The organism is Streptomyces sp. NPDC003393 (assembly GCF_053589015.1).
The window spans coordinates 200,191-225,323 of record NZ_JBSFRB010000008.1 but is presented as its reverse complement, the minus strand read 5'-3'; the positions used below and the strand labels follow the sequence as shown (position 1 = coordinate 225,323).

The following is a 25,133-nucleotide window of genomic DNA, read 5'->3' as shown; positions in this document are numbered from 1 at the left end:
GCGGTGCGGGCGAAGCCCGGTGGCCGGCGCGACGTGCCACCAGGCGGCAGCCGTGACATCGGCGTGGTGGAGGGCCGCGTTCGCCGGGGCCGCCCCGGACGGCTCGGTCACAGATTCTGGCCGCCTGAGACCTCGATGTCCTGGCCGGTGATCCAGCGCCCCTCCTCGGAGAGGAGCATGGCGATGACCATGCCGATGTCGTCGGGTTCGCCGACTCGCCCGAGCGCGAACGTCTTCGCCAGTTCCGGAATGATCTCGGGGTTCCTCGCGAAAGCGTCATCGGCGAAGCGGGTGCGGGTGGCCCCGGGGGCGACGGAGTTGACGCGAATGCCGCGGGCGCTGAACTCCTTGGCCATGTACCGGGTGAGGACCACCATGGCGCCCTTGAGGGCCGCGTAGACGGAATAACCGGGCGCGGTCACGTGCGGCAGGGTCGAGTTGCTGGTCAGATTGACGATGGCACCGCCGTCGGCGAGCATCGGAAGCAGGGTCTGGGTGAGGAAGAACGGGCCCTTGAACAGGCCGTCGGTGAGCTTGTCGAATTCCCGCTCGGTGGTGTCCGCGATCAGTGCCGTCCCGGCGAATCCCGCGTTGTTGACCAAGTGGTCGAAGGAGTCCCGCCGGAAGGTCTCACGCAGTGCGCCGGCCACGGCCTCGTGGAAGGCAGGGAAGCCGGCCGTGTCGCCGACGTCCAGGTGCAGCGGCACGGCGGTGCCGCCCAGCTGCTCGATTTCGCGGACGGTGTCCTTGGCGCCCTGCTCGTTGGAGCTGTAGGTCACGATGACGCCGGACCCGCGCCTGGCGATCTGGACGGCCGCGCTCTGGCCTATGCCGGAGCTGGCGCCGGTGACGACGGCTACCTTCATCGGTTGTGCCTCCTGGGCGTCCGGAGCCCTGAAGGCTCCGCTCGGAATGTGACACCTCAAGGCAACCGCGTCCCCGTCCTCGCGGAAAGAAAGATCCTGCTGGTCTCTTGCCCAATCCTGCCCGATCAACGGGCCGAATTACACGCCTGACGGTCCCGCGCAGGACAGTAGGCCGCTGCAGCTTCAGGTGGTCACGTCCATCTGCTGCGTGCCGATGACCTTCAGCAGCTGCAGGTTCCGGTAGTCGCTGGAGTCGGGTGCGGCGGTGAACAGGACCAGCTGCTGGTCACGGTCGGGGATGGTGAGTATGTCGAAGTCGAGCTCGATGGCGCCTATGCGGGGGTGGTGGAACGCCTGCCGGGCGTGGTGTTCGATGTGCAGTTCCTGGGAGTGCCACAGCCGGGCGAATTCCGCACTTCCGGCAAGGAGATCGTCGATCAGCGCACCTAGTTCGGCGCTGTTGGGGTAGCGGGTGGTAGCGACTCTCAGGTAGCTGACGGCGGTGATGACGAAGCGCCGGTGGTCGGTGATGCCGTAGGCGCCGTGGTCCCCGTCGGGGTGCAGGAAGTAGCGGCGCAGGACGTTGCGGTCCGTGGCGCGCAGAGCGGAGAAGTCTTCGAACAAGGCGGCGGCCAGCTCGTTCCAGGCCAGGACTCGGCAGGTGTTGTCCAGGACGAGGGCGGGGGTGTCGGCGAGCCGGTCCAGCAGTGCGGCGGTGGCGGGGTCGACCTCCCGGGACGGCATCCGTTCCGCATCCTGTTCCAGCTCGCCGGCCAGGGAGAACAGGTGCGCCCGTTCTTGGTCGGACAGCCGCAGCGCGCGGGCGATGCCCTGGAGCACCTGCCGTGAGGGATGCCGGCCACGGGCCTGCTCGAGACGGCTGTAGTGGTCCGTCGAGATATGGGCCAGCTGGGCCACCTCTTCCCGGCGCAGCCCTGGAGTGCGGCGCCGAAAGCCGCGCGGCAGACCCACGTCCTCCGGCCGGATCTGCTCCCTCTTGCTGCGCAGGAACGCGGCGAGCGCGTGCTTGTCCATGCCCTCAGGCTACGGCCCTGCCGGGGATGCCCTTGCCTCCCAGCCATGGACCGACGGTCCCTGGATGCGCGGCGGCCACGGCCGAACGCTGAGAGGGAGCGGCCGCGCAAGAGGTGCGGTCAGCGACGAGCGAGGAGAACACGATGCGGATCTTTCTGACAGGAGCCAGCGGCTATCTCGGCGGGGTGCTCACCGAGCACCTGAGCGCGGCGGGCCATCAGGTGCGGGCACTGGCACGGTCTCGGGAGGCGCGGGAGCGCGTGACGGCGCTGGGTGCGCAGGTCGTGCCGGGCAGCCTGGCCGACACGGAGATCCTTCAGGAGGCGGCTGCCGGGGCCGAGGCCGTCGTGCACGCGGCGGTGGACTTCACCAGCCCGGCCATGCGCGAGGTGGAGGAACCCGCTTTGGCGGCCATGCTCGCCGGGCTGAAGCAGGGCAGTCCATTCATCTACACCAGCACGGGCCTGGTCTATCCGGACCGCGGCGGCCTGACCGCGGGCGAGGACACGCCGGTGGACCTGGAGCATTCACCGCAGCCGTACAAGGTGCTCGGCGAGCGGCAGGTGCTCGCCGCTGACGGACCGGCGGTCACCGTGGTGCGGGCGGCACTCATCTACGGACGGGGTGGTTCCGGACTGTTGCGGAACATGATCGCCGCGGCTCGGGAGCGGGGAGCGGCCACCTACATCGGCGACGGCGACAACGCGTGGTCCTCCGTGCACGTCGACGACCTCGCCCGGCTGTACCTGGCCGCGCTGGAGCGGGCCGAGTCCGGGCTCGTGGTCAATGCCGCCTCCCGCACCCGCACCTCCATGCGGCAGATCGCCGAGGCGGTGGCCGACCTCACCGGGGCCCGGACCCTGTCACTCAGCCTGGAGCAGGCGCAGCAGATGATGGGCCCCTTCGCCAAGGTCCTCACGCGCTCTTCGCCGTTGGATGCCTCCCGCGCCGAGCAGACCTTCGGCTGGCGGCCGCTCGAACCCGGTCTCCTTCACGAGCTGCGCACCGGTTCGTACGTGGGCGAGGCTGCGGGGGCGTGACGACGGCAGCGCAGATGAAGGGGCGCACCGCCCTGGTGACCGGCGCTACCACCGGCATCGGCGCAGCGATCGCCGACCGCCTGGCAGGCCACGGCGCCCACCTGGTCATCGTGGCCCGCAACGACGTGCGCTTGAAGGAGACGGCCGAGCGACTGAGAGGCCGCCACGGCGTCCAGGTCCTTCCCGTCACACTCGATCTAGGAGTCCAGGAAGCCCCGCGCGGCCTCGCACAGCAGCTGCAGGAGCGGGGAATCGACGTCGAGATGCTCGTCAACAACGCCGGCGTCAGCACCCTCGGAGCCGTCGCGACGGGTGATGCCGCACGACTGCGGACCGTCATCGACGTCAACGCGGGCGCGGTCGCCGAGCTGACGGCGTTGTTCCTGCCCGCCATGGTCGAACGCGGACATGGCTCGGTCGTCAACATCGCAAGCACCGGCGCCTACGCCCCGGCCGCGTACCTGGCGGTCTACGCCGCCTCCAAGGCCTTCGTGCTGTCGTTCACCCAGGCTGTCTGGGCCGAGACCCGCGGCACCGGAGTGCGGGTCGTGGCCGTCAGCCCCGGTCCGACCGACACGCCCATGAACACTCGGCCCATGCGCGGCAAGCGTCAACCCGGTGACGTGGCCGACACCGTCCTGGACGCTCTCGGCGGCCGCGCTCCAGCCGTGGTGGACGGCCGCGCCAACGCCGTGCAGACCTTCGTCCTCGGCCGGTTGCTGTCCGCCCGCACCACCGCGCGCATCGCAGAACGCAGCCTGAGACTTACCGCCGAAAGGAGCAGATGACCTCCAGCGGTGGAGCCCGTCACCTGCGACGGGCTCCCGGGCCTGCCTGACGCTGCCACGGCGACCGACCGCACCATCTCTACTGGCCGGCTCGTCCGCCGCCACCGGTGCCGCACACCGCTCTCGCAGGAACGGCTCGCAGGTCATGGCAGGGCCGCCCGCGACCTGCCCGCCTCCCGGGCGATCGTCCGGTGCAAGGGGATCGCGAACACGAACACGAACAGCCCGAAGACGGTGATGGGCAGCAGCCAGAGCCACTGCGCGGGATCATCCCTCAGCCAGTGCCGGTTGCCCCACCAGTTCGTGCTGACGTCCGACACCATCACGGCACTTGCCAGGCAGACCCCTTCCCGCCGCACAAGCCCCACCAGCACGGCGGTCAACGGATCCAGCACCACCAAGCCGACGAGGAACATCCGCAGAGAGACCTGATGAAACGCCGCATAGGCGTGTAGGCCGCCACGGACCAGATCTGCGATGTGAGCACCGGTGCCCTCGAGGAAACCGATCAAGTACACCGCGAGAACCCATCGCGCCCACAACGGCTGTGCGCTCCACCGTTCCCGCAGCTCGAACCCCATCGCGTCACCCTAGACGAGCGCCCGGGCCGCTGCGGACGAGACGGCAGCGCCGGCAGCGTCGACGTGCCAACGGCCCCCGTTCTCATACCGATTCGAGCGCGGTCAGCAGCAAACCATCGATGGCCGGCGCTCCGGTACGCCCATGACGCGTTTGAAGGCGACGCTGAGGGCGCTCTCGAAGCCGTAGCACTCCCCCCTTTGTTCGGACGGTCGCTCAAGGAGAGCGGACTTTAAGCCATAGTTTGTCCAGGAAGGACGTCCTAGCGTGAGGGCATGACAGACATTGCCCCCTTCACCCCGCTGACCACGCCCTTCACAGACCGCGCCACCGCCGAGGAGGTGATCGACGGCGTCGACCTCTCCGGGCGGCGGGCCGTCGTCACCGGCGGAGCCTCGGGGATCGGGGCCGAGACCGTTCGAGCGCTGGCCCGCGCGGGCGCCGAGGTCACGATCGCCACGCGCGGTCTGGAGTCCGCCTCCGCCTTCGTCCGCGAACTTGAGGAGGTCCCGGGCGGAGGCCCGGTGCGGGCCGCGGCGCTCGACCTGTCCGACCCGGCATCGGTCGACGCGTTCGTGCGGGCCTGGGACGGGCCGCTCGACATCCTGGTTGCGAACGCCGGGATCATGGCCCTTCCCACACGTGTCCTCTCCTCTTCCGGCTGGGAGATGCAGCTGGCCACCAACCACCTCGGCCACTTCGCCCTCGCCACCGGGCTGCACCCCGCCCTGAGTGCCTCGGGCGCGGCACGGCTGGTGATCGTGAGCTCCGGCGCCCATCTGGGTGCGCCCTTCGACTTCGAGGACCCGCACTTCGAGCGGCGGCCTTACCACCCGTGGACGGCATATGGGCAGTCCAAGACCGCCGACGTCCTCTTCGCGGTGGGCGCCCGGCGCTGGGTGGCTGACGGCATCACGGCCAACGCCCTCAACCCGGGTTACATCCTCACCCGACTGCAAAGGCACTTGGACAACGACACGATGCGGGCGTTCGGCGCGATGGACGACGAGGGGAACCTGACGCCGCCGCCCTACTACAAGAGCCCGGCGCAGGGGGCCGCCACGTCCGCCCTGCTGGCTGCCTCTCCGCTGCTGGACGGTGTCACGGGCCGTTACTTCGAGGACAACCAGGAGGCGCGCGTCGTAGGGGCCGACGAGGAGAACCCGTCCGGAGGCGTGGCCACCCACGCCCTCGACCCGGAGGCGGCCGACCGGCTGTGGGAGTATGCCGCGGCCACCTTGCACCACTCGGCCTGACGGGCGAGCGCCGGCGAGCCGGGCCGGCTTCAGGGCTTCCGCGGTCGCCGCGGTGGTCTGCCCGGGGCCGATCCGCGTCCGGCCGCGGGCCTTCCCTTGCGGGAGAGCCCGCGGCTCATCGGGAGGAATCGCCGAAGGCCGGCGCCGCGTGCGTGCACGCCGACATGAAGGACAGCGTGCCGGGCAGCAGGTGCCCCAGTCCGTGCGCCGACCGCGCCGGCAGGCTCTCACGCGACGTTTCGTCGCCAGTTCCTCCAGCACACACCGCATCCGGATGTCGGCGTCGTGTGGAACTGCCTTACGGCGGGGCACCATCCGCAAGAGACCACGTCGTCGGACGTAGTCAGTCGGATTCCTCCGTCAGTTCCACCGTGCACAGCGGATCCTCACGGAACGGCGCCAGTTGCGCCTCCGTCGCGCCCGCGTCCGTGATCAGCGTCCAGGGACGGGTGAACGTGGTCCACCAGTGCGACTCCTCGCGTCCCAGCTTCTCCGAGTGGACCAGTACATAGGCCTCTCGCGACCGCTCGACCATCAGCTGTTTCAAGGAGGCCTGTTCGGGCCGCGCCTCGCAGATGCCGCGCCCCGCCACCACACCGTCGGCGCCGAGGAAGACCGCGTCCGCCGTCAGCCGCGCCACGGCCGACTCGGCCAGCGGCCCGACCATCCCCAGGCTCATGGGCCGTACCGAACCGCCGAGGACGATCAACTCGATCCCCGGCATCCCGGCCAGGATGCCGACGGATGTCAGCCCCGGCGTGGCGACGGTCAGTTCGTGGTGGGTCGCCAGCCGCGACGCCAGTGCCCCCACTGTCGTACCCGCGTCGAGGAGTATCAGCCGGCAGCCCTTCACATGGGCTTCGGCCGCACGGGCGATCGCCTCCTTCTCGACGCGGGCGATTCCCTCCCGTTCCTTCAGCGGCTGCTCCTCGGAGCCCGACGACAGAGCGCCACCGTAGGTGCGGACGATCTCGCCGGAGTCCGACAGCCGTGTCAGGTCCCGGCGGATGGTCGACTCCGACACCCCGTACCGTTCCGCCAGTTCTGTCACCGACAGGGGGCGCACCTGCAGCAGGTCGCGGATCTCCCGGCGCCGCCGTTCCCCGCTCACGCAGCGTTCCCCCCGGTTCGTGCGCCGGCGTGGCGCCGCGGCGCCAGCTCCACCGCCTGGCGCAGCGCCTCCACCATCGACGCCTCGTCGGCGCGGCCGGTGCCCGCGATGTCGAACGCGGTCCCGTGGTCGACGCTGGTGCGGATGACGGGCAGGCCCACGGTGATGTTGACGCCCGTGTCCAGGCCGAGCACCTTCACGGGGCCGTGGCCCTGATCGTGGTACATGGCGACGACCAGGTCGAAGTCGCCGCGGACGGCGCGGAAGAACACCGTGTCGGCCGGGAGCGGGCCCTGGGCGTCGATGCCCTCGGCGCGGACCTTCTCGACCGCGGGGACGACCTTGGCCTCTTCCTCACCGTGGCCGAACAAGCCGTTCTCACCGGCGTGCGGGTTGATGCCGCACACCGCGATGCGGGGTGCGGAGATTCCGGCGGCGACCAGCGTCTCGTACCCGCGGCGGATGGTTCGCTCCACCAGGCCCGGCTCGATCTTGGCGACCGCGTCGACCAGTCCGATGTGGGTGGTGACGTGGATGACGCGCAGCTTCGGCGCCGACAACAGCATCGACACCTCCTGGGTGCCGGTGAGTTCGGCGAGGAGCTCGGTGTGGCCCGGGTACTTGTGCCCGGCCGCGTGCAGTGCTTCCTTGTTGAGCGGCGCCGTGCAGATGGCGTCGACCCGCCCTTCGGAGGCGAGCCGGGTGGCGGTCTCGACGTACCGGTAGGCACCCTCGCCGGCGATGGGCGAGAGCTTCCCGAACGGCAGGTCCTCCGGGATGTTCGCGAGGTCGAGACAGTCCACCGTGCCGGGCTGGTAAGCGGCCTCCTCGGGAGAGGCGACCGCGTTGATCCGCAGTTCTGCGCCTGTCAGTTCGACCGCGCGGCGCAGTCGTTCCGCGTCTCCCACGACGAGAGGCAGGAAGGGGAGCGAAGCAGCGGCGCCGGCCAGTGCCTTGACGACGACCTCGGGTCCGACGCCGGCGGCGTCCCCCATGGTGATCGCGATCACGGGTTCGGGCATGGTGTCATCCTTCGGAGTGTTTTGCTCAGCCATGGAGAGTACGGGGTGGGCGGGGGTGATCTTGCCAGCCGGGTCCTGCAGTGCCCGAACGGCACGCAGCAGCGTCCCCGGGTCACCGAAGGCTCCCGCCTTGGTGACCACCGTCAGTCCGCCGGGTGTACGCATGCGTGCGACCCCCGGTTCGACCTCGCCCTCGACCACGAGCGTGTCCACACCGGCGGCGAGCAGCACGGCGCGCGCGGTCTCGCCTCCGGTGGCGACCAGGAAGCCCGCGGCGTCCAGACCGGCGTGGGTGACCTCTGCCAGGGTCTGGGCGAACTGCTGGGCGCGCTCGGGCTCCACGGCCTGGTGGGGGTCGAGGAAGACGACGGCGTTGTCGCCCGCCCCGAGCGTGGCGCGCAGTTCGCGCATCGCGTTGCTCGTGCCGCCGGGACCGGTCTTCACCACGACCGGCACGGCGGGCAGTTCCTCGATGAGCACGCGGCGCTGCGCGTGGGCCTGCCGACTCCGGCTGCCGACGCAGACGAGCGCCGGACCGGAGACCGGAGCGTCCGGTGTTGCCGCGGGTGCGGGGAGCGCGCGGAGCGGCTCCGCCTCCGTCCGCAGCGGGTCCAGCTGGTGGGCCATGCCGCCGGAGCCGGCCAGCAGCACGGGCAGACCTGCCGAGGCCCGGACCGTGCGCGCGAGGTCCTCGTCGGTGAGCGCGTCGACGACGACCGCGTCGACCGTACCGGCGGCCGCCGCGAGGGCACGGGCCGGATCGCCGTCCCGTAGTTCCGCCAAGCCCAGCAGCGCCACGGTCAGGCCCACGGCCTCCAACTGTGCGACAAGGGGCCGGCGGCCTGGGTGGCGTTCTTCGAGGGGCTCGCTGCCGACGTGCACCCGACCGCCGACGACGGTGCGTCCGGTGGCGGGGAAGGCCGGGGAGACGACCGCGAGGTGGCGCTTTCCCTCCCGCTTGTGCAGGGCGTCCAGGCATGCGCTGATCTCGGGACCGATGTGGCCTCGGAGCGTGGAGTCGATCTTCTTGTAGATCCGGGTCCCCGCTCGCGACCGGAGGATGCCTGCCGCGACCCGGTCGGCCGCGATGTCGGGGGAGGTGTAGCGGGAGTCGGTGTCGATCGCGACCACCGTCGCCCGCGGCCACTCGGCGTCGGCGTCCAGTGACACCACCGTGTCGGTCCGCCCGGCGAACGCGACCGCGCTGTCGGCTGCGCCCGACAGATCATCGGCGATGACGAGCAGAGCGGGGGAGGAGGACGGGGAGCCCGTGGCGTGCTGCGGTACGTGGTTCACCGGTGTGCGGTCCCGTCGGTTGACGTCGCGCCCACGGTCGAGGGCGTCGTCTCCGCGGTCCCGGCCGGCGCGTCGTCGGCAAGCGCCTGCGGCCGTACCCGCTGCAGTCTGCGGTGGTAGGCGGCGGTGATGACGGGAGTGAGCAGAGAGGTCACCACCACGGAGGCGGCCACCAGCACCGTGGCCTTGTCCGCGGCCTCCTTGTACACGGGGTTCGCGGCCGCGACCAGCGCGGGCACGGCGGCCGCGTTGCCGGCGGTGCTGGCGGCCGCGAGGCCGGGCAGACCGTTGCCGCCGAGCAGCCTGTCCGTCGCGAAGAGGGTGCTGCCGCTGACGATCAGTACGAAGAATCCGAGGCCGACCCCGAGCAGACCGGCCGTCCAGACGGTGCCGAGGTCGATGCCCGATCCGAGTGCGAAGCCGAAGAAGGGGATGCAGACCGGCACGGCGGCGCCGAGGAAGCGGCGCATGTCCGGGTCGAGGTTGCCCAAAATCATGCCGACGACCAGCGGCAGGATCGCACCGAGCATGGTCTGCCAGGGGAAGGCGGACAGACCGGCGACACCCAGCGTGACCATGGTGAGGAACGGACCGGACTCCAGACTCATCAGCGAGTACGCGGCCGTGTCCTTGGGCCTGCCGAACTGACCCATCAGCGCCATGTAGAGGCCGCCGTTGGTGTCGTTGAGCGAGGCCACGATCGCCAGGGTCGAGATACCGGCGAAGACGCCGCCGTCTACCGGCGCCTCGCCCAGGAAGTGACCCACCACAACGCCGATCACGACCGCGACGCCGGTCTTGACGATCAGAAGCGCCCCGCCCTTCTTCAGGATGTACGGGGTGGTGCGCAGCTCGATCGTGGCGCCCATGCAGACGTAGAACACCGCCAGGATGGTGAGCGCACCCGAGAACAGTGCGCCGGTGAACGAGCCGAAGAAGTCCCCGGTCCCGGAGTGGACGGTATTGATGACGGCACCCACGAGCAGCGGGATGAGCATCATCCCGCCGGGTACGCGCTCCAGGCTTTTCTTGATGGGTATGGACATATCGGCCCTGCCTTCCATCGACCCCATGCGAGTGTCGGCGATACCGCACACGTGTCCCAAGAGACGGGAGTGGCGCTCCGCTGCTGAGTGGACAGTAAGCGTCGTGCGCACTTCACGCAAGGTGCGCGAAGTGCGCACTGGATGGTCGGGTTCCGCCGGCTGCCGATCACGCACGGGCCAGGTGGCCGGCCGCGCCTTGCCGTCCACGACGCCGAATGCGGCGCCGGCACCCCGTACGAGTCGACCGCCGCCGCTCTCGCCGCCGGCGTCGTGGGCATGGCGCGCGCCTCCAGCGTTACCCCGTCCCGGTGATGTGATCCAAGGGCCGCACCCCCGGTGAACTGCGGTGTTGCCTGACTCGTACGGCCTTCGCGCACAACGGGCATTGGACCTGTGACCTTCCGTTACCGAGGGTGAGAACACCAGGCATGCCGCGCGACATCGAGACTGAAGGAGCCATCCGACGATGGGGAACTACGACGGAGAACGCGTGCTCGTCGTGGGCGGAACGAGCGGAATCGGGCTCGCCACCGCGAAGCTCTTCGTCGACGGGGGAGCCCGCGTCGCCGTCACCGGGCGCCGGAAGGAGACACTGGACGCGGCCCGCGAAGAACTCGGGGCGAACGCCTTCGCATGGCAGAGCGATGCGACGTCGCTGCCCGCCATCGATGCTCTCGCGGGCCGTGTCGAGGCCGAGCTCGGAGTGCTGGACCTGCTGTTCGTGAACGCGGGGGCGACGCGCTTCGTGCCGTTCGAGGAGATGGACGAGGCCGGGTACGACGCGCTGTTCGCGGTCAACGCCAAGGGGCCGTACTTCACCGTCCAGAAGCTGGCCCCGCTGCTGACCGAGGGCAGCGCCGTCGTGCTCACCACGTCGCTCGCGGATGTGAAGGGCATGGCCCAGGTCAGCGTCTACTCGGCCGCCAAGGCCGCGTTGCGCTCGATGGCACGCACGCTGGCACGCGAGCTGCTGCCGCGCGGCATCCGCGTCAACGCGGTGAGTCCCGGTCCCATCGACACCTCGATCATCGCCAGATCGATGCCCGAAGCCGCCGCGGAGCAGGCCATCGAGCAGCTGCGTGAGGCCAATCCGATGAAGCGGCTCGGCCGCCCCGAGGAGGTCGCCAAGGCCGTGGCGTTCCTGGCTTTCGAGGCGACGTTCACGACGGGAGCCGAGCTCACCGTGGACGGCGGCGCCTCCCAGCTGTGAGGCCCTGTTCGGATGACAGGACGCCGAAGCCGTCGGGCCTCGCTGGGGAAGCCGGGCATCGTCTGCATGACGGCCAGGCACTCGGAGTTGTTGAGCCCGGGCGGCCTGACTGGAAGCCGGGCGACACCGGCCCAGTCGTCATCGATTTACGTGGAGTGCCGTCACGGCGGTGTTCGGTTCTGTCGTCATGAACGGATCTTGAACACCCTCTCCTCATGCCCGCAGGCCCTCGAAAGACTTGTCTAGGAGGGGCGGAGCCAGTCCTTGCTGCCGTAGGCCACCGTGCGGTTGCCGACCAGGAGATCGGCGTAGCCGTCCCCGTTGGTGTCGGTCAGAGCCGAGGGTATTTCGCTCGGCTTCTTGAAACCCTTCCAGCCGACCGGATGGGCGGTGTCGAGCCCGTCGGCCGAACCGGGGTAGGTGCGCAGCTTGTACTCCTCCGGGCCGTCCTCGAATCCGGTGTCGATGACCACGTCGTCCTTGCCGTCGCCGTTGATGTCGCCCACCACGGCGTCGTACTCGGCGAAAGGGAGGCCGACGCTCGCGAGCGGCTTGCTCTTGAAGCCGTACCAGGAGCCGGGCAGGACAATAAGAGTGCCTGTGTCGGCCGGATCGTCGTACGAGGTGACGGTCACCAGATCGTCGTAGCCGTCACCGTTCACGTCGCCGCACGCGCTCCCCGACTGATTACAGTTTTTCCCGAACGCGACGTTCGACCCTATGGTCACCGCAGCGGCGACAACAGTACCGAGTACCACCGCGATGACACTTTTGGTGCGAAATGACACAAATGCTCCGAGGTGTGGCGTTTTTGCTATCCCACGCTTCCGCCCTCAGTCAAGCAATCGAGGCACGACTGGCCGCGGTGGAAGGGCACATGAACAGACACTTGTGAGCGGTGGACGGTTCCCTGACGGGCCACCCACTCGGCCACCCTCCTCTGCTGGGGAACGGCTTCTCGCCGACGGGCAGGGCGAGAATGCGGGTGATCTCCCGGGCGACGGTCACCGGGTGGGCGTCGACGCCGGGCTCGAACAGGCCCTCGGTGGCCTCGCCGTACTGGGCCAGTGCGTCGAAGGCGAACTTCGAGGCCACGTAGGGCCCGAGGAAGGGCGGGACGCTGACCGTGGTGGTGCTTCCCACGTAGAGGAGGGTGCCCGATCGCCGGGCGCGCAGGTGGGGCAGCGCGGCACGGTTGGCCCGCTGGACACTGATCGCGTTGACGTCCAACATGTCCGCGACGTCTTCCGCGGTGAACGCTTCGGTGTAACCGAGGGCCAAGTGCCCCGCGTTGTGGACGACGACATCGAGCTGACCCGCCTCGGCGAACTCCTGCGACCGTACGTCGAGTTCGACGACGCGCAGATCGGTGTGGTCGCGTTCGGCGAAGGCGAGAAGTTCCCCGGCGCGGGCCCGTTTGCGGCCTTCGGGGTCGCGCATAAACGCGTAGACCGTGTGTCACGCGGCGGCGAGCTCCTTGACGGTGAGGTTGCCGGTCCCGGTGGAGGCGCCTGTGACCAGGACTACGGACATGGCGGGGCGTTCCTTTCGAAGACAGCTCGAAGACAGCTGGGGTGGTACGGGGGCGGGGCCGGTGATCAGGCCGGGCGGGGCCTGAACGGCCCCGCCGCGTACGGTGGTCCCGGCGCCAGGTGACCGGTGTGCTCAGTAGGCGCTGAGCATGGCCAGGACGTCGTCGTAGCTGCCGTTGACCGTGGCGTGCCGCAGGAATTTGACGTTCTCGACCAGGATCTCCTTGGCATCCTGCTCGGTCTGCAGGAGGTTCACGGCCTCGGTGAGGAAGTCCTCGAGCGGCATGGCGTGCTCGTTGTCCTGCTGGCCCATCAGGGTGGTGCGCACGGCCGGCGGGACCAGCTCGATCACTTGGACGGAGGTGTCGGCGAGCTGGACGCGCAGGCTCTCCGTGAAGGAGTGGATGGCGGCCTTGGTGGCGTTGTAGGTCGCGGTGATCGGCAGCGGCACGAACGCCAGACCGGAGCTGACGTTGATGACGACCGCGTCCTCCTTGGCCGTCAGGTGGGGCAGGAAGGCGTTGACCATTCGGATCGGGCCGAGCAGGTTGGTGGTGACGGTGTCCTCGGCGACGCGCAGAGAGTCGCCCTCCAGGAGGGGCTCAGGCAGCTGGATGCCTGCGTTGTTGACCAGGACGTTCAGCTCGGGGTGGGTCCGCGTCACCGTCTCGCGGGCCCCGGCGATCGACGCGGGGTCGGTGACGTCGAGGACGAGTGTGTCGATGCCCGGGTGCCCGGCCGCAATCTGGTCGAGCAGCTCCTTGCGGCGGCCCGCGACGATCACCTTGTTGCCGGTCTCGTGCAAGCGCAGGGCCAGGCCGAGGCCGATGCCCGAGGTGCCGCCCGTGATCAGAATCGTGTTCCCGGTGGTCTTCATGGAAGTTCCTCCTTGGGAGTGGAAGCCGGGGTACCCCGCACAGTGGGGCGGGTTGCTCCGCACTGCGGGTGCCGGAGAACCCCGGCACCGACCATGCTGCGCCTGCCCGCGGGCGGGCGGGAGAGGAGCCGTTACCCATGGATCAGCAGTCCCTGGATGAATAAGCCGGTATCGGCAACCATGGAGGCATGGACAGAGACCAGCTGGCGGATTTCCTGCGCCGACGGCGTCAAACGCTGCGGCCCGACGACGTCGGGCTGGTCGGCGGCCCGCGCAGGCGCACCCAGGGTCTGCGCCGCGAAGAGGTCGCCGCCCTCGCCGGGATGTCCACCGACTACTACGCGCGCCTGGAGCAGCGGCGTGCCCCGCAGCCCTCCGAGCAGATGATGGTCGCGCTCGCCCGCGCCCTGCGCCTCACCCTGGACGAGCGCGACCACCTCTTCCGCCTCACCGGCCACAGTGCCCCGGCGCGCTTCCACCGCTCCGAGCATGTCGGCCCGGCTCTGATGCGGGTGATGGACCGCCTGGACGCCCCGGCCCTGGTGGTGTCCGACCTCAGCGACACCCTGGTACAGAATCCGCTCGCGGTCGCGCTGTTGGGTGACCAGACCCGGTACACCGGTCTGGCGCGCAGCGCCTACTACCGCTGGTTCACCGACCCGGACGAGCGGAGACACTATCCGCAGGAGGACCACGACCGGCAGAGCCGGATCCAGGCGGCGGCGCTGCGGGCCGCGCTGACCGCCGACGGCAGTCACCCCCGGGCCGAGCAGATCGTCGCCGAGCTGCACGGCCGCAGCCCGGAATTCGTCCGGGTCTGGGAACAGCACGAGGTCGCCAACCGCTTCGAGGACCGCAAGACCCTTGTGCACCCCGAACTCGGCCGTATCGAGGTCGACTGCCAGGTGCTGTTCACCGACAACCACGCACAGACCCTGCTCGTGATGACCACGCGTCCCGGTACGGAGAGCCACGGAAAGCTCCAGTTGCTCTCGGTCATAGGACAGCAGCAGTTCGACGCCAGGCCGGGCGACCCGGCCGGCTGGACGACCGGGCGGCACACCTCCGCGTGACCCTGCGGCGGCCGGATGCGCCAGCGGGCGGGCGCGCCGACCCCAACGGGGGCACCGTACGGGCAGGAGCGCGTGTCAGGAGGCTGCTCGTGCGGGAACGATCATGGCTGGGCGGAGCTCGTCGGCCCGCCGGGGCTTTCGTCTCGGACCGCAGGGCTTCGAAGGCCGCCCTGCTGCCGTTGACCGATGCGGTGCACACCCACCGCAGGCCGGCGTGGCTGAACGAGGCCGGTATGCACATCGGGGCCACGCTGGATCTGCGGTGCACGGCCGAGGAGCTGGCCGCCTTCACCATGCCCGAACTGGCCTACGGCTGAACGGTGTATCGGCTGGAATCGGTGCTCCGGTTCCAGGAGGACGACCGTTTCGAGGTGGGACTATCACATGGGTGTCACACCCGACCGCGGCCTTGCTTCCCAGCTCCAACACCGGCAGCCAGTCGGTCGACCCCAGCGCCACCGGCGACCTGCATGTTCGGCCCCCTCAGAGTTCACCTCATGACGCGCGGCGATGTTATCGGGTGGCTCCGACATGCCAGGCCCACTACCCCCGACCACTGGGGCTGGACGTGACGCCGCTCCCCACCGAGTTGGCCTCCGTCGACTGAGATGTCTTGGTGATCGGTCCGCCGTGGGACCGTCCGATGGCCTGGTCGTCCGGCTCGCCTGCCGGGGCCCCTTTTGACGGGCTCCGGCGGCGTGCTGGTGGGCTCGGACGACGGAGTCGACCGCTACGACCCCGTCGAGGTCGCCTTCGGCCTGGGCGAGGAGGAGGATGAAGAGCTTCTCCCGGGTGCCGCCGGCGGCCGACTTCCGCAGCCGGTTGTGAGCCCTCTTCCAGGAACCGAAGTGCTCGGGCAGGTCCATCCGCGGTGTCCCGGTGCGGTACTTGGACGCGATCGGGCGGCGCTCCGCTGCTGAGTGGACAGTAAGGATCGTGCGCGCTTGACGCAAGGTTGCGCGGAGCGCGCACGACAGAATCGGGCCGCAACGGGTTCTGAGGCCGGTTTGACGCCGCTTTTGCTTAACCGCTATCCATTGAGTGACGCAGAGGAGGATCACCCGTGCAGGACGTGGTGCTGGCGCTGCTCTCCAAGGAGCCATCGCACGGCTACGACCTGCGCAGGCGGTTGGCGGCGGCGCTCGGGCCGCTGGGGGAGACGCTGAACGCGGGGCAGATCTATGTGACGCTCACCCGGCTCGAGAAGGCGGGCCTGGCCGTTCAGGAGCGCGAGGACACGCCGGTGCGTGGCCCGCGGCGCAAGGTGTATGCGCTGACCGCGGCCGGGCGGGAGCGGGTTGCCGCGTGGATGGCCGAGGGCGTCGGGCCCAGGGCGGATGTGACGGAGTTTCATCTGAAGCTGGTGGCCGCCGCCGAGTCGGGCATGGCAGAGCCGCTCGCGCTCGTCGAGGCCCGGCGCCGCGAGCTGAGGCGCAGCCTCGCCGAGGCTCAGCACGCCGTCCTCACTCACGACACGGACTCGGAGGCCGGGCTGCTCCTGGAGGGCGTAGCACTCCGGCTGCAGGCTGATCTGCGCTGGTTGGAGGCGTGCGAGCGGATCTGGTCCGCCCGCGCCCGGCACGGGAGAGGCGGAGGGAACGGATGACGACACCAAGCGGCGGGCGGGGCAGAGGGCAGTCGCGGCACAGGGACACCGGAGGTGAAACCGCAGATCCGGTGCTGCGCGCCGTCGGCCTGTCACGGGTCTACGGGCAGGGCGAGAGCACGGTTGTGGCCCTCGACGGGGTCGACCTCGACATACCCTCCGGGCAGACGCTGGCCGTGACCGGTCCCAGCGGCTGCGGCAAGTCGACGCTGTTGCATCTGCTGGGCGGCCTGGACCGGCCCGACGAGGGTGAGGTGTGGCTCGGCGGGCAGCGCATCGACCTGCTCGGCGAACGCGCACTCGCCCGTCTGCGGCGCCGCGCTGTCGGCTTCGTGCACCAGGACTTCCACCTGATGGACGAACTGACGGCGGCCGAGAACGTCGAGCTGCCCGCGCTGCTCGCCGGTGACTCGCCGCGCGCCGCCCGCCGCCGCGCTGCCGCCCTTCTCGACCGTGTCGGGCTCGCGGACCGGGACCGCCGTCTGCCGTCCGAGCTGTCCGGCGGGCAGCGGCAGCGGGTCGCCATCGCCCGCGCCCTGGTGAACGAGCCGCTTGTGGTCCTCGCCGACGAGCCCACCGGCAACCTCGACACCGCCGCGACCCATGACGTCCTCCGCCTCTTCGCCGACCTGCGGGCCACCGGACAGACCCTCGTACTCGTCACCCATGACGAACGCGTCGCCGCCACCGCGGACCGGGTCGTCTCCCTCCGTGACGGAGCATCGGCCGAGGACATACCCCTGGCTGCGGGTGGCTCACAGCTCGGCGCGCTCCTCGGCTGGGAGGAGTGACCATGGGCCGTCTGCTGCTGATCTGGCGGCTCATCGCACGGGACATACGGCGCCGCCCCGGCGAGGCCGTCATGTTCCTGGTCGCCGTCACCGCCGCCACCACGTCGCTGACCCTGGGAATGGCTACCGACAACGCCGTGGCCAGCGGGTACATGAAAACCCGCGAGGCCACCGCAGGACCCGACATCACGGCCATCACCACCGCCACGGACCCCTCCGCCCTTGCCGGACGCATCGCGGACGCCCCCGGTGTCGACACGCTCGCCGACCCGGTTCCCGGATTCTCCACCACGGTCCGCGCCAACGGGTGGACGGAGAACACCGCGGTCGAGGGGCGCGAGCGCACCGTGTCCGCCGTGGACCGGCCGCTCGTGACCTCCGGCACGTGGGTGCGCAGGGGCGGCGCGGTGGTCGAACGCAGCTTCGCCCAAGCGCTCGGTGTACGTGTCGGTAACCGTGTCACCATCGGTGGGCGCGACTACCCGGTCGTCGGTACGGCCATCAGCGCGGCCACCGGGGTGTATCCGTTCAGCAATTGGGCCACGGGCCCGGGGCCTTCCGACGGTGGCGGCCGAATCTGGCTCACCACCGACGACGCCCGTGCGGCAGCCGGCGACGAGTCCCTTCTGTACCTGCTCAACATCAAGCTGTCCGACCCCGCCGCGGCACAGAGCTGGGCGCACACCGTCTTCACCGACGACCTCAGGGGCCAGGACTGGGTCAACACCCATCCCTGGCAGCTCTTCATCGAAAGTGACACACATGTGCTGAGGTCCGTCCGGCCCACCCTGGTCATCGGCGGGGGTCTGCTCGCTGCGGCAGCGCTCGTCACCGTCGCGTCGCTGGCCGCCGTGCGCGCCCCGCGGGACCACCGGCGCGCGGGCCTTCTCAAGGCTGTCGGTGCCACACCCCGCACCGTGGCCGCGCTGCTGCTCGCGCAGTATCTACTCCTCACTGTCCTGGCCGCCGCTGTCGGAGTCACCGTGGGATGTCTGACCGCGCCCACGCTGGCCGACCCCAGTGCCGGGCTGCTCAACGCGGCCGGCCCGCCGACCACCGGCATCGTCGTAGACGCGACCGTACTCGCCGTACTGGTGGCCCTGATCGGCACGCTCGGCCCCGTCCTGCGCACCGTGCGCTCCAGCACCGTCGACGCCCTGGCCGATCCGGCACACCCGATCACGTACCGTCCTCGACTGACGGCCATGACGGCCTATCTGCCCACGCCGCCCCTGATCGGCGTACGGCTGATCGCCCGTCGTCCCGGCCGCGCGGCCCTGAGCGCCGTCGGCACGGCCGCCACTACGGTCATGGTGACCGCGCTCCTCACCTTCCGGGTGTCGCTCAAAGCAGAAATCGCCCAGGGAACGTCCACTTTCGAGGACATCCGCAACGCCCTGACAGGCCAGGTGATGCTCGGTGTCACGGTCGCAATTCTGGCGCTGTCCGTGCTCAACACCGTCTACGTCAGCTGGAGCACCGCGGTGCAGGCCCGGCGCGCCCTGGCCGTCGCCCGGACCCTCGGCGCCACCCCCGGCCAGGTCATCGTGGCGCTCTGCACCGCGCAACTGCTGCCCGCCGTGGGTGGGATCGCGGTGGGTGTTCCGATCGGAATCGGCCTGTTCGCGCTGTTCAGCGCGGTCGTGGTGATACCCCCGGGCAGCTGGCTCGCGGCCGCCGTCCCGGCCGTACTCCTTGCCGTAGCGGCGCTGGCCGCCCTGCCCGCCTGGCTCCACACCCGCAGCCCCGCCGGGCGTGTCCTCGACGCCGAACCCGCCTGACGGGCTTCTCCGCCGCCCTATGCCCTTTCTTTCGGCGGCTCCGCCGACGCCTGCGGCTCCACCGACGCACCGGAGGGTGCGGACGGTGGCGGTGGCGGTGCACAGGACGCCCGTTCCACCAGGCGTGTCGGCAGCCGCAGTCGCAGGGGGTCGGGCGTCCGCCCTTCCAGGAGTTCGAGCAGCATCTCGACCGCGCGCTGGCCCATGAGCTGGAGCGGCTGCTCGATCGTGGTGAGGGCGGGGCGGACCATGGTGGACTCGGGGACGTTGTCGAACCCGATGACGGACAGATCGTCGGGTACCCGCATGCCGAGCGTCATCGCCACCTCCATCGTGGAGATGGCGGACACGTCGTTGGCGGCGAAGATCGCGGTGGGGCGGTCGTCCAGTCGCAGAAGACGGCCCGCGGCCTCGGCGGACTCGTTCTCCCCGTAGCCGGCAACCTGCACCAGTGCGGGATCGAAGGCCACGCCCGCGTCCTCCAGGGCTCTGCGATAGCCGAGTTCGCGCTGGCGGGCGGACTCCAGGTCGCGGGGCGGACGGCCGAGGAAGCCGATCCTGCGATGGCCGAGCGCCAGCAGGTGCTCGACGGCGGTCCGCGCGCCATGGAAGTTGTCGGCCGCGACGATGGGGGCGGAGTCGGCGCCGACATGAGGGTCGACGGCGACGACCGGGGAGCCGATCTCGTCGGTGGAGACGGTCGGGGTGACCAGCACCGCGCCGTCGATCAAGGTGCCGGACAGCCGTGACAGATAGCGGCGTTCCCAGCCCGTGTGGCCGCCGCCCTCGCCTCCCGTCGAGTACACCACCAGTTCATAACCGGTGCCCTTGATGGCGCGAGCGGCGCCCTTGAGGAGCTCCGCACTGTACGGCTCGATGGCCCACACCAGCACCCCGATGACGTGGGTGCGGTGGTTGCGCAGGCTCCTGGCCACCAGGCTGGATTCGTAACCGAGCTCCTCGATCACCGTGCGCACCCGCTCCAGGGTGCTGGCCGCCACCCCGTGCCGCTCGTTGAGGACTTTGGAGACGGTCGCCACCGATACCCCGGCTCGGGCCGCGACATCGCGGATGGTCACGCGGTTTGTGGTCACAGCGTGATGGTACACCTGGTAAAACGATTTCGATAACGTTATCGATAACGATTGACACGCCTTCGGTGGGCCTGCACGATGACCGCAACCACAGCGGGACGGAGAGCGGCAGCAGGGCCGGGCGGTCAAGGGACGTACGCGCCGACGGTCTGTGCCGCCGCTTGGAGTCATGCCCCGGACACATCGCTGTGCCCGGGACGGAGAGGCGGACAGCATGTCGGCATCGGCCATCTCACGACGAAGTGTTGTCGCCGGGCTCGCGGCCTTCGCGGGCACGGCGATCGCGGGCTGCGGCACCTCGGGGCCCAAGGCGCAGGGGGCGAGCGGCGGGAGTTCGGGATCCGCCTCGGCGTGGATCCTCAGCGGGGTCACCCAGAAGGCGTTCCAGCAGTCCTTCGACTCATGGAACGGCGCCCATCCGCAGCAGAAGATCTCGGTGGAGTCCTTCGCCAACGACCCCTACAAACAGAAGATCAGGACCGCCGTCGGCGCCAAGCAGGCGCCCACGCTGATCTACGGCTGGGGCGGCGGCGTGCTCGCCTCGTACGTCGCAGCGGGCGCGGTCGCCGACCTGTCGGACCTCGCGGCCGACCCCGCGCTCGAGGGCCGGTTCCTGAAGTCGGTGGCGAAGGTCGGCGAGATCGACGGCAGGACGTACGCGTTGCCCAACAACGGCGTCAAGCCGGTGATGATCTACTACAACAAGGAGCTCTTCGCGAAGATCGGCGCCGAACCGCCGCGAACGTGGGGCGAACTGACCGCGCTGGTACCCCGGTTCAAGAAGGCCGGCATCGCCCCGTTCACCGTGTCCGGGCAGGCCAAGTGGCCACTGCTGCCGTGGCTGTCGTACCTGATGGACCGCATCGGCGGTCCCGGCGTCCTCGACGCGATTCTCGCCGGCAAGGCCAAGGCCTGGTCGCATCCGGCGGTCACGCAGGCCAACGAGATGATCCAGCAACTGGTGAAGTCCGGCGGCTTCGTCAAGGGCTTCGCGTCCATCTCCACCGACTCCGGTGCCGACATCGCCCTGATGTACACCGGCAAGGCGGCGATGAGCCTCGGCCTGCCCGCGACCTACCAGACCATCCAGACAGCCGACCCCGGCTTCATCAAGGACGGCAAACTCGGATACTTTCCCTTCCCCACCGTCGAGGGCGGCAAGGGCGACCCGGCGGACATCACGGGCAACCCGTCCAACTACTGGTCGGTCTCGGCGGATGCGGACGCGGAGGCTCAGGAGGCGGCCCGCGCCTACCTCAAGGGCGCGCTGCTCAACGCCGCCTACGCCACTGACCTGCTGGCCGTCGGCAACGTGCCCCCCGTGGCCGGCTTCGGCGACGAGATCGCCAAGTCGTCCGACCCCGAATACTTCACAACGGTCTACGACCTGACGGCGAAGGCGCCCAACTTCTCGCTCTCCCTCGACCAGGCGCTCGGTCCCCAGGCCGGTGACGCCGTCCTGACGGCCCTTCAGCAGATCTTCCTGCTGCAGATCGGCCCGAAGCAGTTCGCCGACCACATGAACGCCACCCTCTGATCGCCGGAGGCGAGCCTTCATGACCTACTCTCCGTCACCCGTGGCCGCGCGGGCCGCCACCGCCGCCCGTGCCAGGGCCCACGGCACCACCGGCGCCTCACCCCGCGGCACCGCGCTGTTCGCGCTGCCCGCGCTCGCCATGTTCGTGGTGTTCGCACTGGTGCCGCTGGCCGGGGCGGTGGTGCTCAGCTTCGTGCACTGGGACGGCCTCGGCGCGCTCGGCTGGGCCGGCTTCGCCAACTGGACGAAGATCCTGCACGACCCGGTCACCGGCAACGCGCTGCTGCTCACCTTGAAGATCATCGTGGCTTCCTGGCTGGTGCAGACCCCGATCAGCCTGCTGCTCGGCGTCTTCATCGCGGGCACCCAGCGCTACCGGGCCGTGCTTGCCGCGTTGTACTTCATCCCGCTGCTGCTGTCCTCCGCAGCGGTGGCCATCGCCTTCAAGGCGCTGCTCGACCCCAACTTCGGCATCGGCGGCGCGCCGGGTCTCGGTGCCCTCGCGCAGAACTGGCTCGGCGACCCCACGCTGGTGCTCTATGTGGTGATCTTCGTGATCGCCTGGCAGTTCGTGCCGTTCCACACCCTGTTGTACCAGGCCGCGGTCCGGCAGATCCCGCAGTCCCTGTACGAGGCCGCGACGCTGGACGGGGCGGGCACCGTGCAGCAGTTCTGGTACATCACGCTGCCCCAGCTGCGCAACACCGTGATCACCTCCTCGACGCTGATGGTGACCGGATCGCTGACCTACTTCGACGTGGTGTTCGTGCTCACCGGGGGTGGTCCGGGCAACGCGACCAGGCTGCTGCCGGTGGACATGTACCTCACCGGCTTCCAGGCCAACGAGATGGGCGCGGCCAGCGTGCTCGCGGTGCTCCTCGTCGTGATCGGCCTCGGGCTCGCGTTCGTGATGACCAAGTTCTCCGGCTTCAGCCGCATGTCCAGTGACCGGGAGGGCATCTGATGGCGACCACCACCCCGCTCCGCGCCGTCGCGGAGAGCCGGCGGGCACCCGGCGCGCGACAGACCGGGGGCCGCCGGGTGCGGCGCAGGCCCAACGTACTCGGCGGGCTCGGCGGTCTGGTCTGGCTGGCCGTGATCATCGTGCCGGTGTACTACGTCGTGATCTCCAGTCTCCGGCCCCAGCAGGGTTTTTTCGCGACAGACCCGCTGGCGATCCCGAGCAAGGTGACGTTCGCGAACTACTCGCTGGTACTGGGCAGTGGCTTCGGCCGCTACTTCCTCAACAGCGTGATCATCACGGTGGCCTCGGTCGCGGTGACCGTGGTGCTCTCGCTCATGGCCGCGTACGCGGTGGTACGCGGCAGAACCCGGCTGTCACGCGGCGCCTTCTCGGTGTTCCTGCTCGGCCTCGCCATCCCCGTGCACGCCACGATCATCCCGCTCTACTACATGATCAGCCGTGCCCATCTCTACGACAGCCTGCTCGCACTCATCCTGCCGTCCATCGGATTCGCGGTGCCGATCACGGTGCTCATCCTCTCCAACTTCATCCGGGACATCCCCGGTGAGCTGTTCGAGTCGATGCGCATGGACGGCGCCACGGACTGGCGGATGCTGGTCAGCCTCGTGCTGCCGCTCACCCGCCCCGCGGTCGTCACCGTCAGCATCTACGACGCGTTGCACGTGTGGAACGGCTTCCTGTTCCCGCTGATCCTCACCCAGAGCCCCGGCAACCGGGTGCTGCCGATGGCACTGTGGACGTTCCAGGGCGAGTTCACGGTGAACGTCCCCGCGATCCTCGCGGCGGTCGTGCTGTCGACGATTCCGATGCTCGCCGCCTACCTGCTGGGCCGCCGCTACCTGGTGCGAGGCCTCACAGCCGGTTTCGGCAAGTGAGAGTCCCGGCCCGAAAGGGCGCCCGCGCGGCTTCGCACGCTCCGTATGCCGTGCGTGCCGCACGCACGGCTGGCGCGGCGGGTAGCGCACACATGCCCGGCGCTCCCCATCTCTCTCGCCCCGCCGCATCGGCCGGTACCGCCGGCGCGGGGCCCAGAGCGCGCCGGGCCCGCCCGGCAGCACGCCCGCCACCGCGGCGGCACACCGCGACTGACCTACCTCCTCCCGGCTCCTGACCTGCACTCCTGGAGTACAAGCATGAACGACGCATCCGTGATGCTCCACGTGGACGGCGGCGCACTCGCCACCGCCGATGGCCGCCCGGTACGCCTGCGCGGCGTCGGCCTGGGCGGCTGGATGAACATGGAGAACTTCATCACCGGCTTCCCCAGCACCGAGGAACTGCACCGAGGCGCGCTGCGCCGGGTCGTCGGGCAGCAGGCGTACGACGCCTTCTTCGACCGCTTCCTGGACGTCTTCTTCACCGACGCTGACGCGGCGCTGCTCGCGGGCACGGGCATGAACTGCGTCCGGATCCCCTTCCACTACCGGCACTTCGAGGACGACGCCCGTCCCATGGAGATCAAGCAGGAGGGCTTCCGGCTGCTGGACCGCGTGGTCGACACCTGCGCGAGACACGGCCTGTACACCGTCCTGGACCTGCACGCGGCGCCGGGATTCCACAACCAGCGCTGGCACAGCGACAATCCGACCCACCGCTCGTTCTTCTGGACCCACCGCCACTTCCAGGACCGGGTCGTCAATCTGTGGGAGGCGCTGGCCGACCACTACCGCGACAACCCCTGGGTCGCGGGATACAACCCCCTGAACGAACCCGCCGACTCCGAGGGCGAGACCATCGGCCCGTTCTATGAGCGGCTGCACAAGGCCATCAGGGCCGTCGACCCGCACCACATCGTCTTCCTCGACGGCAACCGGCACGCCACCGAGTTCGACCTGTTCCGCGACCCCTGGCCCAACACCGTGTACACCGTCCACGACTACGCGCTCTCCGGATTCGCCGACAGCGGCCCCTACCCAGGCCTGTCGAGGGGCCAGTACGTGGACCGGGCCTATCTGACCGAACGGTTCCTCAAGCGCTGCGAGTACATGCGCACCACCGGAACACCCATCTGGGTCGGCGAGTTCGGCCCCGTCTACAGCGGCGATCCCGAGCGCGACGACCACCGTTACCGGACCCTGGCCGACCAACTCGGCCTCTACGACGAGTACGGCGCCGGCTGGAGCCTGTGGACGTACAAGGACATCGGGCTCCAGGGCATCGCCCAGGTGCCGGGCGACTCCCCCTATCTGCGCCGGATCGCCCCGGTGCTGGAGAAGAAGGCGCGGCTCGGGGTGGACGTGTGGGGCGGTGTGGACACCGGAGTGCGGCACATCCTCGACCCCCTCGAAGCAACCGTCGCCAAGGAGTTCCCGGACTTCGACCCGCTGCCCTTCGGCGCCCAGCAATGGATCCACGTGCTGGTGCGGCACATCCTGCTCGCCGAGCCGATGGTGGAGGACTTCGCCCGCTGCTTCAAGGGCCTGGACGCGGACGGCATGCGGGCCATGGCGGACTGCTTCGCGCTGGAGCGCTGCACGATACGCGAACCTCTGCTCGCAGTGCTCAAGAAGCACTTGTGAGCGGCGCCGCCAGTAGATGGCCGCCGGTGGGACGGCGAGGACGGGCGCCAGGGCGTACGACCGAGCAAGGGAGCACCCGTGGAGAGGGA

The 25,133-nt window shown here is 69.8% G+C and carries 23 protein-coding genes and 1 pseudogene; 13 read left to right on the top strand and 11 right to left on the bottom strand.

Features of this window, described 5'->3' with window-relative positions:
* Positions 1-107 precede the first annotated feature (107 nt).
* Entirely contained in the window at positions 108-866 is a 759-nt protein-coding gene (locus tag ACWDUZ_RS11705; protein WP_451631627.1) for an SDR family NAD(P)-dependent oxidoreductase, read from the bottom strand.
* A gap of 183 nt (positions 867-1,049) precedes the next feature.
* The gene (locus tag ACWDUZ_RS11700) at positions 1,050-1,901 is read right to left on the bottom strand and encodes a helix-turn-helix transcriptional regulator (protein ID WP_451631626.1); all 852 of its coding nucleotides are present in this window, start codon (positions 1,899-1,901) and stop codon (positions 1,050-1,052) included.
* A 143-nt stretch (positions 1,902-2,044) separates the two neighbouring features.
* Here ACWDUZ_RS11700 and ACWDUZ_RS11695 point away from each other — a divergent pair, with 143 nt between their 5' ends.
* Together ACWDUZ_RS11695 and ACWDUZ_RS11690 are read left to right on the top strand one after the other, a co-directional pair.
* On the top strand, positions 2,045-2,941 hold the full coding sequence (locus tag ACWDUZ_RS11695; RefSeq protein WP_451631625.1) for an NAD-dependent epimerase/dehydratase family protein: 897 nt from the start codon (positions 2,045-2,047) through the stop codon (positions 2,939-2,941).
* Positions 2,938-3,729 (top strand): SDR family NAD(P)-dependent oxidoreductase, encoded by a 792-nt coding sequence (locus ACWDUZ_RS11690; protein WP_451631624.1) that lies wholly within the window; start codon positions 2,938-2,940, stop codon positions 3,727-3,729. The genes ACWDUZ_RS11695 and ACWDUZ_RS11690 overlap by 4 nt, the downstream gene beginning before the upstream one ends.
* 143 nt (positions 3,730-3,872) lie before the next feature.
* Here ACWDUZ_RS11690 and ACWDUZ_RS11685 read toward each other — a convergent pair whose 3' ends face one another.
* Positions 3,873-4,310 (bottom strand): hypothetical protein, encoded by a 438-nt coding sequence (locus tag ACWDUZ_RS11685; protein WP_451631623.1) that lies wholly within the window; start codon positions 4,308-4,310, stop codon positions 3,873-3,875.
* A 273-nt stretch (positions 4,311-4,583) separates the two neighbouring features.
* On the opposite strand from ACWDUZ_RS11685, the gene ACWDUZ_RS11680 reads away from it, so the two are divergent.
* Positions 4,584-5,564: an SDR family NAD(P)-dependent oxidoreductase gene (locus tag ACWDUZ_RS11680; protein ID WP_451631622.1), complete on the top strand. Its 981-nt coding sequence runs from the start codon at positions 4,584-4,586 to the stop codon at positions 5,562-5,564.
* 343 nt (positions 5,565-5,907) lie between these two features.
* Here the strand turns inward: ACWDUZ_RS11680 and ACWDUZ_RS11675 are convergent, their stop codons facing one another.
* The 3 genes from ACWDUZ_RS11675 to ACWDUZ_RS11665 are packed head-to-tail and all read right to left on the bottom strand — an operon-like array spanning position 5,908 to position 10,039.
* A complete protein-coding gene (locus ACWDUZ_RS11675) occupies positions 5,908-6,675 on the bottom strand; it encodes a DeoR/GlpR family DNA-binding transcription regulator (RefSeq protein WP_451631621.1) in 768 nt (255 codons plus the stop codon).
* Positions 6,672-8,993, bottom strand: coding sequence for a 4-hydroxythreonine-4-phosphate dehydrogenase PdxA (gene pdxA, locus ACWDUZ_RS11670; protein ID WP_451631620.1), 2,322 nt, complete (start codon positions 8,991-8,993; stop codon positions 6,672-6,674). Before pdxA ends, ACWDUZ_RS11675 begins: the two co-directional genes overlap by 4 nt.
* Positions 8,990-10,039, bottom strand: coding sequence for a 2-keto-3-deoxygluconate permease (locus ACWDUZ_RS11665; RefSeq protein WP_451631619.1), 1,050 nt, complete (start codon positions 10,037-10,039; stop codon positions 8,990-8,992). The genes pdxA and ACWDUZ_RS11665 overlap by 4 nt, the downstream gene beginning before the upstream one ends.
* Positions 10,040-10,505: 466 nt before the next feature.
* On the opposite strand from ACWDUZ_RS11665, the gene ACWDUZ_RS11660 reads away from it, so the two are divergent.
* Positions 10,506-11,249 carry an SDR family oxidoreductase gene (locus ACWDUZ_RS11660; RefSeq protein WP_451631618.1) on the top strand — a complete coding sequence of 248 codons (744 nt, stop codon included), beginning with the start codon at positions 10,506-10,508 and terminating at the stop codon, positions 11,247-11,249.
* 23 nt (positions 11,250-11,272) lie between these two features.
* On the opposite strand, the pseudogene ACWDUZ_RS11655 reads toward ACWDUZ_RS11660, so the two are convergent.
* The 4 genes and pseudogenes from ACWDUZ_RS11655 to ACWDUZ_RS11640 form a co-directional block, all read right to left on the bottom strand.
* Positions 11,273-11,438 (bottom strand): annotated as a pseudogene (locus ACWDUZ_RS11655) (IS982 family transposase); the annotation flags it as partial.
* Between the two features lie 53 nt (positions 11,439-11,491).
* Positions 11,492-11,977 (bottom strand): FG-GAP repeat domain-containing protein, encoded by a 486-nt coding sequence (locus ACWDUZ_RS11650; protein WP_451631617.1) that lies wholly within the window; start codon positions 11,975-11,977, stop codon positions 11,492-11,494.
* A gap of 109 nt (positions 11,978-12,086) precedes the next feature.
* Positions 12,087-12,689 (bottom strand): SDR family NAD(P)-dependent oxidoreductase, encoded by a 603-nt coding sequence (locus tag ACWDUZ_RS11645; protein ID WP_451631616.1) that lies wholly within the window; start codon positions 12,687-12,689, stop codon positions 12,087-12,089.
* Between the two features lie 225 nt (positions 12,690-12,914).
* Complete coding sequence (locus tag ACWDUZ_RS11640; protein WP_451631615.1) at positions 12,915-13,658, bottom strand: SDR family oxidoreductase; 744 nt, start codon at positions 13,656-13,658, stop codon at positions 12,915-12,917.
* Positions 13,659-13,846: 188 nt separating this feature from the next.
* Here ACWDUZ_RS11640 and ACWDUZ_RS11635 point away from each other — a divergent pair, with 188 nt between their 5' ends.
* From ACWDUZ_RS11635 to ACWDUZ_RS11615, 5 genes are all read left to right on the top strand, one after another.
* The gene (locus ACWDUZ_RS11635) at positions 13,847-14,731 is read left to right on the top strand and encodes a helix-turn-helix transcriptional regulator (protein ID WP_451631614.1); all 885 of its coding nucleotides are present in this window, start codon (positions 13,847-13,849) and stop codon (positions 14,729-14,731) included.
* An 89-nt stretch (positions 14,732-14,820) separates the two neighbouring features.
* A complete protein-coding gene (locus ACWDUZ_RS11630) occupies positions 14,821-15,048 on the top strand; it encodes a hypothetical protein (protein WP_451631613.1) in 228 nt (75 codons plus the stop codon).
* A gap of 746 nt (positions 15,049-15,794) precedes the next feature.
* Positions 15,795-16,337: a PadR family transcriptional regulator gene (locus tag ACWDUZ_RS11625; RefSeq protein ID WP_451631612.1), complete on the top strand. Its 543-nt coding sequence runs from the start codon at positions 15,795-15,797 to the stop codon at positions 16,335-16,337.
* The gene (locus ACWDUZ_RS11620) at positions 16,334-17,128 is read left to right on the top strand and encodes an ABC transporter ATP-binding protein (RefSeq protein ID WP_451631611.1); all 795 of its coding nucleotides are present in this window, start codon (positions 16,334-16,336) and stop codon (positions 17,126-17,128) included. Before ACWDUZ_RS11625 ends, ACWDUZ_RS11620 begins: the two co-directional genes overlap by 4 nt.
* Positions 17,129-17,130: 2 nt before the next feature.
* The gene (locus ACWDUZ_RS11615) at positions 17,131-18,909 is read left to right on the top strand and encodes an FtsX-like permease family protein (protein WP_451631610.1); all 1,779 of its coding nucleotides are present in this window, start codon (positions 17,131-17,133) and stop codon (positions 18,907-18,909) included.
* Positions 18,910-18,926: 17 nt separating this feature from the next.
* Here ACWDUZ_RS11615 and ACWDUZ_RS11610 read toward each other — a convergent pair whose 3' ends face one another.
* Positions 18,927-20,003, bottom strand: a complete 1,077-nt coding sequence (locus ACWDUZ_RS11610; RefSeq protein WP_451631609.1) for a LacI family DNA-binding transcriptional regulator — start codon at positions 20,001-20,003, stop codon at positions 18,927-18,929.
* 214 nt (positions 20,004-20,217) lie between these two features.
* Between ACWDUZ_RS11610 and ACWDUZ_RS11605 the strand changes: the two genes are divergently transcribed.
* From ACWDUZ_RS11605 to ACWDUZ_RS11590, 4 genes are all read left to right on the top strand, one after another.
* Positions 20,218-21,540 carry an extracellular solute-binding protein gene (locus ACWDUZ_RS11605; RefSeq protein WP_451631608.1) on the top strand — a complete coding sequence of 441 codons (1,323 nt, stop codon included), beginning with the start codon at positions 20,218-20,220 and terminating at the stop codon, positions 21,538-21,540.
* Between the two features lie 139 nt (positions 21,541-21,679).
* Complete coding sequence (locus ACWDUZ_RS11600; RefSeq protein ID WP_451631675.1) at positions 21,680-22,504, top strand: carbohydrate ABC transporter permease; 825 nt, start codon at positions 21,680-21,682, stop codon at positions 22,502-22,504.
* Entirely contained in the window at positions 22,504-23,400 is an 897-nt protein-coding gene (locus ACWDUZ_RS11595) for a carbohydrate ABC transporter permease (protein ID WP_451631607.1), read from the top strand. The genes ACWDUZ_RS11600 and ACWDUZ_RS11595 overlap by 1 nt, the downstream gene beginning before the upstream one ends.
* A 258-nt stretch (positions 23,401-23,658) precedes the next feature.
* The gene (locus tag ACWDUZ_RS11590) at positions 23,659-25,044 is read left to right on the top strand and encodes a glycoside hydrolase family 5 protein (protein ID WP_451631606.1); all 1,386 of its coding nucleotides are present in this window, start codon (positions 23,659-23,661) and stop codon (positions 25,042-25,044) included.
* Positions 25,045-25,133 lie beyond the last annotated feature (89 nt).

Coding starts and splice junctions, on each gene's coding strand:
- ACWDUZ_RS11605 (WP_451631608.1), top strand. CDS start 20,218: ATGTCGGCATCGGCCATCTCACGACGAAGTGTTGTCGCCGGGCTCGCG.
- ACWDUZ_RS11600 (WP_451631675.1), top strand. CDS start 21,680: ATGTTCGTGGTGTTCGCACTGGTGCCGCTGGCCGGGGCGGTGGTGCTC.
- ACWDUZ_RS11615 (WP_451631610.1), top strand. CDS start 17,131: ATGGGCCGTCTGCTGCTGATCTGGCGGCTCATCGCACGGGACATACGG.
- ACWDUZ_RS11660 (WP_451631618.1), top strand. CDS start 10,506: ATGGGGAACTACGACGGAGAACGCGTGCTCGTCGTGGGCGGAACGAGC.
- ACWDUZ_RS11700 (WP_451631626.1), bottom strand. CDS start 1,901: ATGGACAAGCACGCGCTCGCCGCGTTCCTGCGCAGCAAGAGGGAGCAG.
- ACWDUZ_RS11645 (WP_451631616.1), bottom strand. CDS start 12,689: ATGCGCGACCCCGAAGGCCGCAAACGGGCCCGCGCCGGGGAACTTCTC.
- ACWDUZ_RS11635 (WP_451631614.1), top strand. CDS start 13,847: ATGGACAGAGACCAGCTGGCGGATTTCCTGCGCCGACGGCGTCAAACG.
- ACWDUZ_RS11705 (WP_451631627.1), bottom strand. CDS start 866: ATGAAGGTAGCCGTCGTCACCGGCGCCAGCTCCGGCATAGGCCAGAGC.
- ACWDUZ_RS11665 (WP_451631619.1), bottom strand. CDS start 10,039: ATGTCCATACCCATCAAGAAAAGCCTGGAGCGCGTACCCGGCGGGATG.
- ACWDUZ_RS11685 (WP_451631623.1), bottom strand. CDS start 4,310: ATGGGGTTCGAGCTGCGGGAACGGTGGAGCGCACAGCCGTTGTGGGCG.
- ACWDUZ_RS11695 (WP_451631625.1), top strand. CDS start 2,045: ATGCGGATCTTTCTGACAGGAGCCAGCGGCTATCTCGGCGGGGTGCTC.
- ACWDUZ_RS11590 (WP_451631606.1), top strand. CDS start 23,659: ATGAACGACGCATCCGTGATGCTCCACGTGGACGGCGGCGCACTCGCC.
- ACWDUZ_RS11595 (WP_451631607.1), top strand. CDS start 22,504: ATGGCGACCACCACCCCGCTCCGCGCCGTCGCGGAGAGCCGGCGGGCA.
- ACWDUZ_RS11640 (WP_451631615.1), bottom strand. CDS start 13,658: ATGAAGACCACCGGGAACACGATTCTGATCACGGGCGGCACCTCGGGC.
- ACWDUZ_RS11680 (WP_451631622.1), top strand. CDS start 4,584: ATGACAGACATTGCCCCCTTCACCCCGCTGACCACGCCCTTCACAGAC.
- ACWDUZ_RS11620 (WP_451631611.1), top strand. CDS start 16,334: ATGACGACACCAAGCGGCGGGCGGGGCAGAGGGCAGTCGCGGCACAGG.